Genomic DNA, 14,447 nt, shown 5'->3' with positions numbered 1-14,447 from the left:
GCGCCGCAATTGCGGCGCGTTTTTTATTGCGGATGGCCTGGACGACGGCCGGCCGGCGTTTTTCAATCGTGCTGCGCCTGCACTTGCAGCGCGGCCGCGTCCTTCTTGCGGCCCTTGCGCATGAAGGCGAACAATTGCCAGGCCACGATGGCGCCGATGACCGCGAACAAGGTGCCGCTGATGGGACGCGTCACGAAGGCGCTGAAATCGCCGCGGGACAGCAGCATGGCGCGGCGGAAGTTTTCTTCCAGCATCGGACCGAGGATGAAGCCCAGCATCAGCGGCGCCGCTTCCATGCCCAGGCGCAGGAACAGGTAGCCGATGAAGCCGAACACCGCGGTGATGAAGATATCGTCCAGGCTGTTGTTGATGCTGAAGGTTCCGATGCAGCAGAAGAACAGGATGCAAGGGAACAGCACGGTGTACGGGATCTTGAAGACCGACAGCCAGTAGCGCACCAGCGGCACGTTCAGTATCAGCAGGAAGCAGTTGCCGACCCACATGCTCGCCACCAGGCCCCAGAACAGGTCGGGGTGGGTGCCGATCATATTGGGCCCCGGCTGGATGCCCTTGACGATGAAGGCCGCCAGCATCAGGGCCATCACGGCGTTCTCGGGAATGCCGATGGCCATCAGGGGAATGAAGCTGGTGCGCGCCGCGGCCTCGTCGGCGGCGGCCTGCCCGGCCACGCCTTCGATGGCGCCGGTGCCGATTTCCGCGCGGTGCTTGCTGAAGCGCTTGTCCGCGGCATAGGCGGCGAACTGCGCGATGGTCGGGCCGCCGCCGGGCAGGATGCCCAGGATCGAGCCGATCACGCTGCCGCGCAAGGCGCTGGGGATGATGCGCTTGAACTCGCCCCAGGTCGGGATCAGCTTGATCTTGCCGTTGAAGGGCGTCAGCGTATTCCTCGCGTCCAGGTTCTTGACGATCTCGGCGATGCCGAAGCAGCCCAGGGCGATGCTGATCAGGCCCACGCCATCCTGCAGGAAGACCAGGTTCATCGTGTAGCGCATCATGCCGCTGTTGACGTCGGTGCCGATGACGCCGAGCAGGATGCCGATCAAGGCCATGGCCAGGCCGTTGAGCAGGCTGCCGCTGCTGACGAAGCTGACGCAGAAGAAGCCCAGCAGCATCAGGGCGCAGTAGTCGGCCGGGCCGAACAGCAGGCCCACCTCGCCCAGCGCGGGCGCCATGGTCGACAGGACCACGATGGCCACGGTGCCGCCGATGAAGCTGGACATGCCGGCCGTGAACAGCGCCAGGCCGGTCTTGCCCTTGAGGTTCATCGCATAGCCGTCGATGCAGGCCACGATGCTGCTGGCGTGCGGGATCTTCATGGTGATGGCGCTGACGCTGTCGCCGTACTGGGCGCCGTAGTAGATACCCGCCAGCATGATCAGCGCGCCGCTGGCCGGAATGCTGTAGGTGATGGGCAGCAGCAGGCTGATGGTGGACAGGGGACCGAGGCCGGGCAGCAGGCCGATCAGCGTGCCGACCGTGCAGCCCAGGGCGCAATACATCAGGTTTTCGAGCGTCAGGGCGTGGTCGAAGCCCAGCGCGAGGTTGTTCAGGATGTCGATCATAGTATCGGGAGCGCCAGGCCGAGGAGATGTTTGAAAGCGAAGGCCACGGCGATCAGGCCGAGGGAGATCTTCACGTTGCGGACCCACGAATAGGAGGTGCCGGCCAGCGTCGAGCAGAACACCAGGAAGACGATGCCGACGAGCATGTTCAGGAAGTGCGAGACGAGCACGAAGCCGCACAGGCTGACCATGATGATGGCGATGTTCTTGAAGTTGTAGTTCAGCGGCACCGGCTCGACGAGGCGCGCGCGCACCAGCGTGATGAGGCCGATCAGCAGCAGGCAGCCGCTGACCAGCAGCGGGAACAGGCCGGGGCCGAAACGGGCGAAGGTGCCCAAGGGGTAGCGCGCCGCCGCACCGCCGAAGACCAGGGCGAAGACGATCAGGAACAGGCCCCTGACGAAGTTGCGGTTACTGAAGTTCATAGCGGATATCCCCTCGGACGGGCCGCCTGGCGGTGGGTGGGGTGCATGGGATCGCTGTCTCCAAAGGCTGATTGCTGTTGTGGGCGCGGCGCGCATCGCGGGGGAAATGCATTGCGCGCGTCGCTGGAGGCGATACTAGGCAGCGGCGCTTTCAGCTCGCTGTCGGTTTTTATGGAAATAGGCCGCCTTAGCGTATTCACCTAGGGTGCAAAAGCAACAAGTTCCTGAACGAAAGCCGACTGTTAGCTGAATCTGATATGTCAAATTTCTGAATGAAATCTGTCTGCCGATTGAATTAATACTTTCCCGAATCTGAATTAATGCAAAAGAAGCGACCATGGACCGCACCCGACGGCGAAAATGGACGCTTTATCGAATAATCGGGCGCAAAAAAGCCCGGGGCGGTGTCGTCACCGCGCCCGGGCTCGGGGCTGAACCGATCTGGACAGGCTTAAGAAGAACTTGCGCGCCGCTTTCCCGCGCGGCGCCCGGCCGGGCCCCCTGCCACTCCCCTATTCGTCGCTGCCCAGCAGCGCCTTCAGGCCGTCCTCGTCCAGGATGGGCACGCCCAGTTCCTGCGCCTTGGCCAGCTTGCTGCCGGCATCCTCGCCGGCCACCACATAGGCCGTCTTGCGGGACACCGACCCGCTCACCTTGCCGCCCGCCGCCAGGATATGGCGGGTGGCGTCGTCGCGGGTCCAGTTGGGCATGGTGCCGGTCAGCACCACCGTCTTGCCCGCCAGGACGCCGCCGCGCGCCGCGGCTTCCGCCACCGGGTGCACACCGTGCTTGCGCAGGGCTTCGATGATTTCGCGGTTGTGGTGCTCGGCGAAGAAACGATGGATGGACGCGGCCACGGCCGGCCCGACGTCCGTCACCGCCAGCAACTGCTCCTCGCTGGCGTTCATGATGGCGTCCATATCGCCGAAGTGACGCGCCACGTCGCGCGCGGTGCTCTCGCCCACGTGGCGGATGCCCAGCGCGAACAGCAGGCGGCCCAGCGTGGGCTGGCGCGCCTTGTCGATCGCCGCCACCAGGTTTTCCGCGGACTTGGCGCCCATGCGGTCGTACTCGGCCAGCTCGTCGGCGGTCAGGCCGAAGATGTCGGCCAGGGATTTCACGCGTCCCTTGTCGACCAGTTGCTCGACCAGCTTTTCGCCCAGGCCCTCGATGTCCAGGGCCTTGCGGCCGGCCGCGTGCTGCAAGGTCTGCTTGCGCTGCGCGGCGCAGAACAGGCCGCCGGTGCAGCGGGCGATGGCCTCGCCTTCCGGACGCTCGATGGCCGAGCCGCACACCGGACAGGAGGTGGGATAGGTCCAGGCGTTGTCGCCGGCGGCGACTTCCGGCGGCCGTTTCGCCAGCACCGGGCCGACGACCTCGGGGATCACGTCGCCGGCGCGCCGCACGATCACCGTGTCGCCCTTGCGCACGTCCTTGCGGCGGATCTCGCCTTCGTTGTGCAGGGTGGCGTTGGTCACCGTGACGCCGCCGACGAAGACCGGCTTGAGCCGCGCCACCGGCGTGATCGCCCCGGTGCGGCCGACCTGGACCTCGATGTCCAGCAGTTCGGTGGTGGCCTCCTCGGCCGGGAACTTGTGCGCCAGGGCAAAGCGCGGCGCCCGCGCCACGAAGCCCAGCACCTTTTGCGCGGGCAAGGCATCGACCTTGTAGACCACGCCGTCGATATCGTAGGGCAGCGAGGCGCGCAGCTTGCCGACGTCCTCATAGAAGCCCAGCAGGCCGGCGGCGCCGCGCACGTGCTTGTTGTGCTTGACGTTGATGGGCAGGCCCAGTTCGCCCAGCCACGCCAGCATGCCGCCATGCGTGTCGCGCGGCAGGGTGGAGGTCTGGCGCGTGCCCGGCGCCGGTTCCTCGTATTCCCCGTGCTGCGAGCGCGGCAGGCCGTGCACCTCGCCCCAGCTATAGGCGAAGAAGCGCAGCGAGCGCTGCGCCGTGATGCGCGGATCGAGCTGGCGCAAGCTGCCGGCGGCGGCATTGCGCGGATTGACGAAGATTTTCTCGCCGCGTTCGCCCTGCGCCTGGTTCAGCCGGTCGAAATCGGCGCGGAACATCAGCACCTCGCCCCGCACTTCCAGCACGTCGGGCGCGGCGCCCTTGAGCTTCAGCGGGACGGACCTGATGGTGCGGATGTTGGAGGTGACGTCCTCGCCGGTCTGGCCGTCGCCGCGCGTGGCGGCCTGCACCAGCAGGCCTTTTTCATAGCGCAGGCTGATGGCCAGGCCGTCGAGCTTGAGCTCGCAGAAGTAATCCGTCTCGTCCTCCGGCCCCAGCAGGCCGGCGCTGCGCAAGGTGTCGGTGACGCGCTTGTCGAAATCCAGCACGTCCTCGGCCTCGAAGGCGTTGCCCAGCGACAGCATGGGCACGGCGTGCGTGACGCTACCGAAGGCGGCCAGCGGCGCCGCCCCCACCCGCTGGGTGGGCGACTCGGCGGTGACCAGTTCGGGATGGGCCGTTTCCAGCGCGATCAGTTCGCGCATCAGGGTGTCGTACTCGGCATCGGAGACCGAGGGATCGTCCTGGACGTAGTAGCGATAGTTGTGCTGCTCGATTTCGCCGCGCAGGCGGGCGACCGCCTCCTGCGGCGAAAGCGAAGATGCTGCCTTGGATCCGGTCACGCAAATACCCGCAACGCACGCTCGCTGCCGGCGCGCAGGCCCGCCTGCTCCAACTGCGAAAACAGGACTTGCAGGCGCTCGTCGATGACGGCGGCCGATCCGTCGGCCAGGGGCTTGCCCTGGTCGTCCACCAGCTCGGCGCGCAGGCGCTGGGCCAATTGATGCCCCACGTCCACCATGCGGCCGAAGGCATGCTCGTCGGGCGGGCTGCACGGCACGTCCAGCAGCAGGTTCAACCGTTCGACCCCGCCCATGCCGGCGTCGAAGGCGGCGCCGTCGCCGCGCGTCAGCGTGAAGCGGGGCTGGCCTTCGTCGGACATCCACGCCAGGCGCGGACCGTCGTGCATGAAGCCCATGTCGCGCGCCACCGCCAGCACCTCGGCGGCGGGCTGGGCGCTGCCCAGCAGCAAGGTCAGGCCGACCTGGGTATCCAGGGCCGCGCAGGTGTCGTCCAGGCGGGCCGCCTGCTCCAGCACGGCCTGCTGGTCGGGACCTTCGATGGTGGCCTCGAAGCGCTCGGCCAGGTCCTGCACGCGGGCCCAGGCCTGCGACCATTCGATGGCGGTCAGCGGACCGGTCCGGTTGGCCAGCAGCACGGCGACCTGCAGCGCGCTATAGGATTCGTCGGCATGCAGGCGGGCGCGATGGCGGCCGCGGTCGGTCACGCCGAAAATACGGATGGGCTTGCGGCCCGCGCTGCGCAGGCCTTGCAGGCTCGACTGCAGGTCGGCGCCGCGCACCGGTTCGGCGAAGGCGACTTCGATGACGACTTCGGTGGCGGGATCGGCTTCCTCGGCATCGTCCGACTCGCCGGCCGGCGCGGGCGCCGCGCGCGCGCCGCTCTCCCCGACCGAGGGCTCGCGCTTGCCCAGTCCGGGCTCGCGCCGCGCCGCCGCCGGGGCATCCCGGGCCGCGTCTTCGCGCGGCGCGTCGCCGCCGCGGACGGCCGGCGGATCGCCGGCGCCCAGCAGCGGGTCGTGTTCGTTGGTCGGGAAATGCGCCTGCATCTTGCGGCGCACCCGGCGATCCTGCCACCAGTTGAATCCCAGCACCATCAATATCAGCAGGGCACCCACGACGATCAGGCCGATCTGCAAATCACTCATGTGTCTATATCGCGCCCCCAGGGCAGCGTCTCGGTAGGTTCTTGATCAAGCGGCCTCGGTGGCCATCTGCACCGCGGAATCGATATCGACGGCGACAATACGGGAAACACCCTGTTCCTGCATGGTAACGCCAACCAGTTGCTTTGCCATTTGCATGGCGATCTTATTGTGCGAGATAAAGAGGAACTGGGTCTGGTCGCTCATGCTGCTGACGAGGTTGGCGTAGCGTTCGGTGTTGGCGTCGTCCAGCGGCGCGTCCACCTCGTCGAGCAGGCAGAACGGCGCCGGATTCAGCTTGAACAGCGCGAACACCAACGCCGTCGCGGTCAAGGCCTTCTCGCCGCCCGACAGCAGGTGGATGGTGCTGTTGCGCTTGCCCGGCGGCTGCGCCATCACCTGCACCCCGGCGTCGAGGATTTCGTCGCCGGTCATCGACAGCCTGGCCTCGCCGCCGCCGAACAGGCGCGGGAACAATTCGCCGAAATGGCCGTTGACGGTGTTGAAGGTCTCCTGCAACAGCTCGCGGGTTTCGCGGTCGATCTTGCGGATGGCGTCTTCCAGCGTTTCGATGGCCGTCAGCAGGTCCTTCTGCTGGGAATCGAGGTAATCCTTGCGTTCGCGCGCGCTGTTCAGTTCGTCCAGGGCGGCGAGGTTGACCGAGCCGAGGCTGTCGATCTGGCGCGAAATCCGCGTCACCTCGGACTGCAGCCAGTTGGCGCGGCGCCATTCGTCCGGGCGCTCGGCCAGCGACGCGGCCAGGGCGGCGCGGTCCACCTCGCGCGCATTGAGCTGTTCGCTGAACTGCTCCTCGGCCAGGCGCGCGGCCTGCTCCTGCAATTGCAGTTCCGTGATGCGGGCGCGGCGCGGCTCCAGCGTCTGTTCCTGGCGCGCGCGTTCCTCGTCGGCGCCGCGCAGTTGCGCCGCCAGGTCGTCCAGCTCGATGCGGGCGCGCTGCAGCGCTTCCTCGCGCTCGGCGCGCAGCTCCAGGGCCTCCTGCAGCCCGGCCTGGGCGGCGCTGGCGTCCAGTTCGAAAAGTTCGCCCTGCAACTGTTCCAGCTCGCCGGTGGCGCGGCGGCTCTGGTCGGCCGCCAGTTGCTGGTTGCGTTGCAGGTCCTGGATGCGGGCCTCGATGCCGCGCTGCGCGAATTCGGCTTCGTGCACCGCCCGTTCCAGGTCGCGCAGCGCGGCGCGCGCCGCGTCGGCCTTGGCGGCCAGCGCCTCGCCGTCGATCTCGGCGTCGGCGAAGCGCGACTGGTGTTCGGCCAGTTCCTGGTCCAGGGTCTCGAAACGCACCTCGGCGTCCTCGCGCGTGGCGCGCAAGTCCTCTTCGTGGGCGGTGATCTCGGCCAGGTCCTCGCGCAGGCGCTTGCCGCGCTCGCCCGATTGCTCGGCCTGCTGCTGCAGGCGCGAATGTTCCAACTGGATGTCGTGCACCCGGCGCGTCACCTCGGCGACGCGCTGGCGCGCCGGCCCCAGCGACTGCGAGACCTGCTGCCAGGCGGCCTCGGCCCGCGCCACGGCGGCCCGAGACTGGTCGGCGATCAATTGCTGCGCCTTGACCTCGCGTTGCAGGTTGGCGATTTCGGTCTGGCGCGCCAGCAAGCCGGCCTGCTCCGAGTCCGGCGCGTAGAAACGCACGCTATGGGCGTCGACCAGGTGGCCGCTCTTGACCACGTAGACGGCGCCCGGCGGCAGCGTGGCGCGGCCGGCCAGGGCCTGGGCCATATCGTCCGCCACGTAGACGTCGCGCAGCCAGTCGCCCATGAGGCTGCGCAGCCCCGGATCGCTCAGGTGCAGCATCGTGGTCAGCGGCGCCAGGCCGGCGGCCGGCGCGGGGGCGGGCCCCGCCGCCGGCGCCTGGAAAAACGCCAGCCGCGCGGGCGGCGCGTCGTCGACGAAGGCCTTGGCGAAGTCCAGGTTGCGCAATTCCAGCGCCGCCATGCGCTCGCGCAACACGGCTTCGAGGGCGGTTTCCCAACCGGCCTCGACGTTCAGCTTCTGCCACAGGCGGCCCATATTGGCCAGTTCGTGCTTGGCCAGCCAGGGCTCCAGCGCCCCCTGCTTCTGCACGTCGTCCTGCAATTTGACCAGGGCCGCGAGACGCGCTTCCAGGCGCGCCAGCGCCTGGGCCTCGCGCTGCGCCGCTTCCTGGGCCTGGCTGCGCTCGGCGTCGGCCACCGGCACGCGCGCTTCCAGTTCGGCCAGTTGCCCCTGCGCCTCTTCCAGTTGCTCCTCGCCGGCGGCGCGATCGCCCGCCAGTTGTTCGAGGTGGGCCGGATCCGGCGTCTGCAGTTCGCGCATTTCCTGCTGGACGCGCTCGCGGCGCTGCTCCAGCGCCTGCAACTGGCGATCGGCGTCGCGCTGGCTTTGCGCCACCAGCGCCAGGTTCTGCTCGACGCGCGCCAGCGCGACGCGCATCTCGTCGCGGGAGGCCGCGGCGTCCCGCACGCTGGCCTCGACCGAGGGCAGCGCGGCCTGGGCATCCTCGGCGCGGGCGCGGGCCTCGGCGGCGCGCTCCCCGGCCATCGCCAGGTCTTCCTCGGCCTGGGCGATCTGTTCGGTGCAGTGGGTCTGCTGGGCGTCCCACTCGGCGATCTGCGCCTGCAACTGGTCGCGCCGCGCCTGGACCCGGTTGCGCGAATCGACGACGTGACGGATTTCCGCCTCCAGGCGGCTGACCTGGCCGTTGGCCTCGTACAGGCCGCCCTGGGCGGTATGGACGCGGTCGCTGGCCTCGTAGTGCGCCTGGCGGCGCGCTTCCAGGGCGGCCTCGCCGGCGCGCAGGCCCGCCAGCGCGCCTTCCAGCTCGGCCTGGGCTTTTTCGATCTCGGCGCTTTTCTTCTGCCGTTCTTCGCGGGCGCCGGTTTCCTTGAGCAGCCATAGCGCATGCTGCTTCTGCTCGCCGTCGCCCTGCAGTTCGCGGTATTGGCGCGCCACCTCGGCCTGGGCCTCCAGCTTGTCCAACTGGCTGCCCAGTTCACGCAGGATGTCCTCGACGCGGGTCAGGTTCTCGCGCGTATCGGACAGGCGGTTCTCGGTTTCGCGGCGGCGCTCCTTGTAGCGCGACACGCCGGCGGCCTCTTCCAGGTAGACGCGCAGTTCCTCGGGACGCGCCTCGATCAGGCGGTTGATCATCCCCTGCCCGATGATGGCGTAGCCGCGCGCGCCCAGGCCGGTGCCCAGGAAGATGTCGTGGATGTCGCGGCGCCGCACCTGCTGGTTGTTGACGTAGTAGCTGCTGGTGCCGTCGCGGGTCAGCACCCGGCGCACGGCGATTTCCGCGTAGCTGCTCCATTGCCCGGCGGCCCGGCCCTCGCTGTTGTCGAACACCATTTCGACCGACGCGCGGGCGGCCGGCTTGCGGTTGCCGGAGCCGTTGAAGATCACGTCCTGCATGGACTCGCCGCGCAGCTCGGACGCCTTGGCCTCGCCCAGCACCCAGCGCACCGCGTCGATGATGTTCGACTTGCCGCAACCGTTGGGACCGACCACGCCCACCAACTGGCTGGGCACGGGAATGACGGTCGGATCGACGAACGATTTGAAGCCGGCGAGTTTTAACTGGGTAAGACGCACAATAGATCAGGGACGGACGGGAGGGTTGAACGAAGCGTTGAACGGACCTGCCGCACAGATTGCAAATCGGCCCCGGGGGGCCGACGCAAGCACCCGGTCCTCGGGGACCGCGTGGAATCAATTCGGGCCCTATGATACCCCAGGTGTAACCCCGGGCAGGTACGCCATGTGCGGCCCAAGCGCCCGAAACGGGCCGCCGCCGATGCACTTGATTACCTTCGCGGGGTCGCGCCCGCCGGCATTTCGGGAATCTTCCCAAGACGCCATGGGGGCGCCGGACGCTATACTCGCTGACACTTTTTTTTTTGGCGGCGGGCCATCCCATGCCCAAAAATGCGCCATGGCGGGCGCCGAAGCGGCCCGTCCGCGAGCGTGGGAGCCCTTGCACGGCCTATATTTTGAAAACGGCGAACGGCCGGCAACTGGACGACGACGTCGCGCGGGGACACTTTTGAAACGAGGCTTTTATCTGGTCATGGCCGCACAGGCCCTGTCGTCCCTGGCGGACAACGCGCTGTTCATCGCGGCCATCGCCCTGATCGAGGAATTGCGCGGCCCGGACTGGATGACGCCGGTCATGAAATGGTCCTTCGCCCTGGCCTACGTGCTGCTGGCGGCCTTCGTCGGCGCCTTCGCCGACTCCTACCCCAAGGGCCGCGTCATGTTCGTGACCAACGCCCTGAAGGTGGCGGGCTGTCTGCTGATGTTCTCCTACGCCAGCCTGGGCATCAGCCACGATCATCAGGTCTACCTAGTCAGCGCCGCCTACGCGCTGGTCGGCGTGGGCGCCGCCGCCTATTCGCCGGCCAAGTACGGCATCGTCACGGAAATGCTGCCGCCGCACATGCTGATCAAGGGCAATAGCTGGATCGAGGGCCTGACGGTGTTTTCCATCATCCTCGGCACGGCCCTGGGCAGCGCGCTGATCTCCCCCTTCGTCTCCCACGCGCTGCTGCATTACCCCCTGGTGCGCCGCCTGGCCCACACCCCGGCGGAGGCCGCCATCCTGGTGATCGCCGCGGTGTACCTGGTGGCGGCGGCCTGCAACCTGGTGATCCCCAACACCCACGTCCGCTATCCGCCGCAGCAGAAGAACCCCATCAAGCTGATCACCACCTTCGGCGGCTACGTGCGCATCCTGTGGAAGGACCGCCTGGGCCAGATCTCCCTGGCGGTCACCACCCTGTTCTGGGGCGCGGGCGCGACCCTGCAACTGATCGTGATCGAATGGGGCCGCCACCACCTGGGCTACAAGCTGAGCCAGTCCTCCATCCTGATGCTGGTCGCGGCGGTGGGCACGGTCATCGGCTCGGTGCTGGCCGGACGCGTGCCGCTGCGCCGCGCCCTGGACGTGCTGCCGATCGGCGCCCTGATGGGGGTGGTGGTGCTGTTCATGCCCTTCGTCCACGCCACCGCCAGCGTGTACGCGCTGCTGCTGGTGATCGGCGGCCTGGCCGGCTTCTTCGTCGTGCCGATGAACGCCCTGCTCCAGCACCGCGGTCACGTGCTGCTGTCCGCCGGCCATTCCATCGCGGTGCAGAACTTCAACGAGCAGTTGAACATCCTGCTGATGGTGGCGATCTACACCGTGCTGCTGTACCTGGATCTTCCCATCAGCATCGTGATCTTCATCTTCGGCACCGCCGTGGCCCTGCTGATGCTGATTTTCATGCGCTGGAGCCACAACAACCTGCGCAAGACGCCGGAGCTGCTGGAACAGATCGGCCAGGAAGGCCATGGCCAGGCGCTGAGCCACGGCCACGGTCACGGTCACGGCCGGCATTGACGCCCGGGGTCGGGCGCCCCGGGTTCAGGAGCTCCGAGTTCAGGAGCCGGCCACGGCCAGCCGCAAGTCCTTCCAACTGCGCGCCTTCTCGCTCGGGCTGCGCAGCAGATAGGCCGGGTGATAGCTCACCACGACGGGAATTTCCCGCCCGTCGTCGGCGCGCAGGGTATGCACCCGTCCGCGCAGGCTGCCCACCGCCGCGTCGGTTCCCAGCAGGGTCTGGGCCGCGAAACGGCCCAGCACCAGGATGCGTTCCGGCTTGAGCAAGGCGATCTGGCGCATCAGGTAAGGACTGCAGGCGGCGATTTCCTCGGGCTTGGGATTGCGGTTGCCGGGCGGCCGGCACTTGATGACGTTGGCGATGAACACGTCGTCGCGGCGCGTCATGCCCACGGCGGCCAGCATGGCGTCCAGCAATTGGCCCGAACGGCCGACGAACGGCAGCCCCTGGCGGTCTTCCTGCTCCCCCGGGGCCTCGCCCACCACCATCCAGCGCGCCGGACGCGCGCCGTCGCCGAATACGGCCTGGCGGCGGCCGTTGCACAGGCCGCAGGCGGTGCAGCCGCTGACCTGCTCGCGCAATTGATCGATATCCAGCGTGTTCACGTCGGGCATCGGCGCGGGGACATGCTCGCCCTTGGCCGAGGCGGCCGGCCTGGACTGGGCGCCCGGCCGGGCCCCTATCGCGGGCGGCCGCGGCGCCTGGCCGCGGGCAGCCGCGGCGGCCGCTCCGGCGGGACCCGCGGGGCGCATGGGAGCGCCGTCCGGGCGCGCCGCGCCGGCGCCGGCGTCCGAACCAGATCCGACACCAGCGTCGCCGGCCGCGGCCGCAGCCATTGCGCCGGCGGCCGCCGCGGGATCCGCCGCGGCGACGGCCCTCGCGGCGCCTGCCGCACCGATCTGGGTGGCGGCGCCGGCCTGCCCCGAAGCCTGCCCCGATGCCGGCGCCAAACCGCGCGCCGCCGCCAATGCGGCCGCGCCCGCCATCGCGGCGTCCGCGCCGGGACGGCCGGCAGCGCCGGACTCCGGTTCGCCCGGCTCCTGGCGCGCCCATACCTTCTCGATGCCGATCTCGCGCAGCCAGGCCCGTTGCAGGGCATTGACGCGCAAGGGCGCCGGGGCTCCCGCCTCAGTCATTGCCTGCCTCTTCGTCATGCGCCAAGCGCTTCTGCATCACCACGGCGTCCTCGCGCTGTCCTTTTCCGGCCGGATAATAACCGCGCCGCACGCCTATCTTGAGAAATCCGTGCCGTTCGTAGAAGGCCAGGGCGCGGGTATTGGACGGCCGCACCTCCAGCAGCACGCCGCCGATGCCGCGCGCCGCCGCGCGTTCCTCGCACCAGCGCATCAATTGCGTTCCCAGGCCCTGGCCGTGCAGGGATTTCTCGACGGCGATCACCAGCAGGTGCGACACGTCGGGGGCATGCATCAGGATGCAGAAGCCCAGCAGGCGGCCGGCGCGGCGCACGCCGCAGGTGTCGTAGCCGGAGGCCAGCGCATCGGCGAAGTTTCCGCGCGTCCAGGGAAAAGCCTGCACCGCGGCCTCGATGCGGGCCATTTCGTCCAGGTCGTCGCTGTGCAACGGCCCGAGTTCGACCACCGCCCCCGCCGGCACGGGCGGCAGGTGCTGCGCCGAGGGCGCGGCCGGCTCCGCCCGGGGATTGCCGCCCTGCCCCTGCATACGCTCCGCCGTCGTGAACGCGACCTTGTCGCGCACGTAGAGCGGCGCCGCCAGTTCCGCCGCCACGGCCTCGCCGCGGCGCCACGCCTGCGCGGCCAGCCGGGCGACCTGGCGCGCCTCGGGCCGGGTGGCGTCGAAACGCGGCCAATCCGCCGGGGGCGCCATGTGCTCGGCCAGGGTGTCCCAGGCGTCGCCGGCGATCACCACGGACAGGGGCGCGCCGCAGCGCCCGCTCCAGCCGGCGACCTGGGCCTCGGTCCAGGGCACCGCCTCGGCGGCCGCGATCAGCATGGGCGGCTGCAGGACATCCCAGCGGGTATCGTCGGCGGCGCCGTCCACCCGGCGGTAGACCGCCAGGTAGACCTCTTCCATCCGCGCGTCCAGGGCCACCACCAGGGCCTGGTCCGGCCGCGCCGGCACCAGCGCGGCCACGGCCTGGTGGGAGACCACGGGCAGGACCGGAATGTCCCGCGCCAGCGCGATGCCCTGGGCCACGCCGCAGGCCACCCGCAGCCCGGTGAAGCCGCCCGGCCCCTGGCCGAAGGCCACGGCATCCAGGTCGGCCACGTCCAGCCCGGCCTGCGCCAGCAGTTCGCGCGCCATGGGCAGCAGCCGCTCCGCGTGCTCCTGCGCGCCCTCATGCTCCTGGACGAGGACGCGGGGATTCTTGGGATCGCCATGGAGAAGGGCCACGCCGCAGCGCGAAGAGGACGTTTCCAGGGCCAAAAGGGTGAGATTCATGGAGAAAGATTGTACGGAAAAGCGGGTTTCCCCTCGTTTGTAAGGGGGATTTCAACCGATATTCCCAATGTGTAATATCTTGTGAACGCCCACTAGCGGCCGAAAATCCGCGCTGTTACATTTGCCGCCATGAACACGCAAAACACTACCCCCACCCGTAAGGTCCTGGTCGTCGACGACGATCCCCGCTTGCGCGACCTGCTGCGGCGTTACCTGTCCGAACAGGGCTTCAACGTATTCGTGGCCGAGGACGCCAAGGAGATGGGCAAGCTTTGGCAGCGCGAACATTTCGACCTGCTGGTGCTGGACCTGATGCTGCCCGGCGAAGATGGATTATCCATCTGCCGCCGCCTGCGTGGGGGCCATGACAACACGCCCATCATCATGCTGACGGCGAAAGCGGAAGAAATCGACCGCATCGTCGGCCTGGAAATGGGCGCCGACGACTACCTGTCCAAGCCCTTCAACCCGCGCGAACTGCTGGCCCGCATCAACGCCATCCTGCGCCGCCGCGGCACGGAAGAGCATCCGGGCGCGCCCAGCCAGGAAAACGAGTCGATCGCGTTCGGGCCCTACGTCCTGAACCTGTCCACGCGCACCCTGACGCGCAACAACGAGCAAGTGCCCATCACGACCGGCGAATTCTCGGTCCTGAAGGTTTTCGCCCGCCACCCGAAAATCCCGCTGTCGCGCGACAAACTGATGGAATTGGCGCGCGGCCGCGAGTACGAAGCCTTCGACCGCAGCCTGGACGTCCAGATTTCGCGCCTGCGCAAACTGATCGAGCCCAATCCGTCGAAGCCGGTATTCATCCAGACCGTGTGGGGACTGGGTTACGTCTTCGTGCCGGACGGCGGTAGCTGATCCATACTCCCGGGCCGGGGCATGAGGGGCGACGCCCCTGCCCGGCCCG

Annotated in this window: 9 protein-coding genes; 2 read left to right on the top strand and 7 right to left on the bottom strand. The window is 68.5% G+C overall.

All coding sequences use genetic code 11. The features are described from left to right. Positions 1-62 precede the first annotated feature (62 nt). The 5 genes from CAL29_RS08300 to smc all read right to left on the bottom strand — a co-directional run bounded on the left by CAL29_RS08300 (position 63) and on the right by smc (position 9,326). Positions 63-1,580, bottom strand: coding sequence for a tripartite tricarboxylate transporter permease (locus tag CAL29_RS08300; protein WP_094852801.1), 1,518 nt, complete (start codon positions 1,578-1,580; stop codon positions 63-65). Further along, positions 1,580-2,008, bottom strand: a complete 429-nt coding sequence (locus tag CAL29_RS08295; protein WP_094852406.1) for a tripartite tricarboxylate transporter TctB family protein — start codon at positions 2,006-2,008, stop codon at positions 1,580-1,582. The genes CAL29_RS08300 and CAL29_RS08295 overlap by 1 nt, the downstream gene beginning before the upstream one ends. A 512-nt stretch (positions 2,009-2,520) precedes the next feature. Beyond that, complete coding sequence (gene ligA / locus CAL29_RS08290; RefSeq protein WP_094852405.1) at positions 2,521-4,644, bottom strand: NAD-dependent DNA ligase LigA; 2,124 nt, start codon at positions 4,642-4,644, stop codon at positions 2,521-2,523. Beyond that, positions 4,641-5,750, bottom strand: coding sequence for a cell division protein ZipA C-terminal FtsZ-binding domain-containing protein (locus tag CAL29_RS08285; protein ID WP_094852404.1), 1,110 nt, complete (start codon positions 5,748-5,750; stop codon positions 4,641-4,643). Before CAL29_RS08285 ends, ligA begins: the two co-directional genes overlap by 4 nt. Before the next feature lie 45 nt (positions 5,751-5,795). Beyond that, a complete protein-coding gene (gene smc / locus CAL29_RS08280; RefSeq protein WP_094852403.1) occupies positions 5,796-9,326 on the bottom strand; it encodes a chromosome segregation protein SMC in 3,531 nt (1,176 codons plus the stop codon). 451 nt (positions 9,327-9,777) lie between these two features. On the opposite strand from smc, the gene lplT reads away from it, so the two are divergent. After that, positions 9,778-11,112, top strand: a complete 1,335-nt coding sequence (gene lplT, locus CAL29_RS08275; protein ID WP_094852402.1) for a lysophospholipid transporter LplT — start codon at positions 9,778-9,780, stop codon at positions 11,110-11,112. Positions 11,113-11,151: 39 nt separating this feature from the next. Here lplT and CAL29_RS08270 read toward each other — a convergent pair whose 3' ends face one another. After that, on the bottom strand, positions 11,152-12,249 hold the full coding sequence (locus CAL29_RS08270; RefSeq protein WP_256977260.1) for a uracil-DNA glycosylase: 1,098 nt from the start codon (positions 12,247-12,249) through the stop codon (positions 11,152-11,154). Continuing rightward, positions 12,242-13,534: a tRNA (adenosine(37)-N6)-threonylcarbamoyltransferase complex dimerization subunit type 1 TsaB gene (gene tsaB, locus CAL29_RS08265; protein ID WP_094852401.1), complete on the bottom strand. Its 1,293-nt coding sequence runs from the start codon at positions 13,532-13,534 to the stop codon at positions 12,242-12,244. The genes CAL29_RS08270 and tsaB overlap by 8 nt, the downstream gene beginning before the upstream one ends. 129 nt (positions 13,535-13,663) lie before the next feature. Between tsaB and risA the strand changes: the two genes are divergently transcribed. Beyond that, entirely contained in the window at positions 13,664-14,398 is a 735-nt protein-coding gene (gene risA, locus CAL29_RS08260) for a response regulator transcription factor RisA (RefSeq protein WP_066639002.1), read from the top strand. Positions 14,399-14,447 lie beyond the last annotated feature (49 nt).

It is taken from the genome of Bordetella genomosp. 10 (assembly GCF_002261225.1).
Classification (GTDB): Bacteria; Pseudomonadota; Gammaproteobacteria; order Burkholderiales; family Burkholderiaceae_B; genus Bordetella_C.
Note: the sequence above shows the minus strand (reverse complement) of the source record. Positions and strands in the feature narration are given on the sequence as shown.

Coding starts and splice junctions, on each gene's coding strand:
- tsaB (WP_094852401.1), bottom strand. CDS start 13,534: ATGAATCTCACCCTTTTGGCCCTGGAAACGTCCTCTTCGCGCTGCGGC.
- CAL29_RS08270 (WP_256977260.1), bottom strand. CDS start 12,249: ATGACTGAGGCGGGAGCCCCGGCGCCCTTGCGCGTCAATGCCCTGCAA.
- risA (WP_066639002.1), top strand. CDS start 13,664: ATGAACACGCAAAACACTACCCCCACCCGTAAGGTCCTGGTCGTCGAC.
- CAL29_RS08285 (WP_094852404.1), bottom strand. CDS start 5,750: ATGAGTGATTTGCAGATCGGCCTGATCGTCGTGGGTGCCCTGCTGATA.
- CAL29_RS08295 (WP_094852406.1), bottom strand. CDS start 2,008: ATGAACTTCAGTAACCGCAACTTCGTCAGGGGCCTGTTCCTGATCGTC.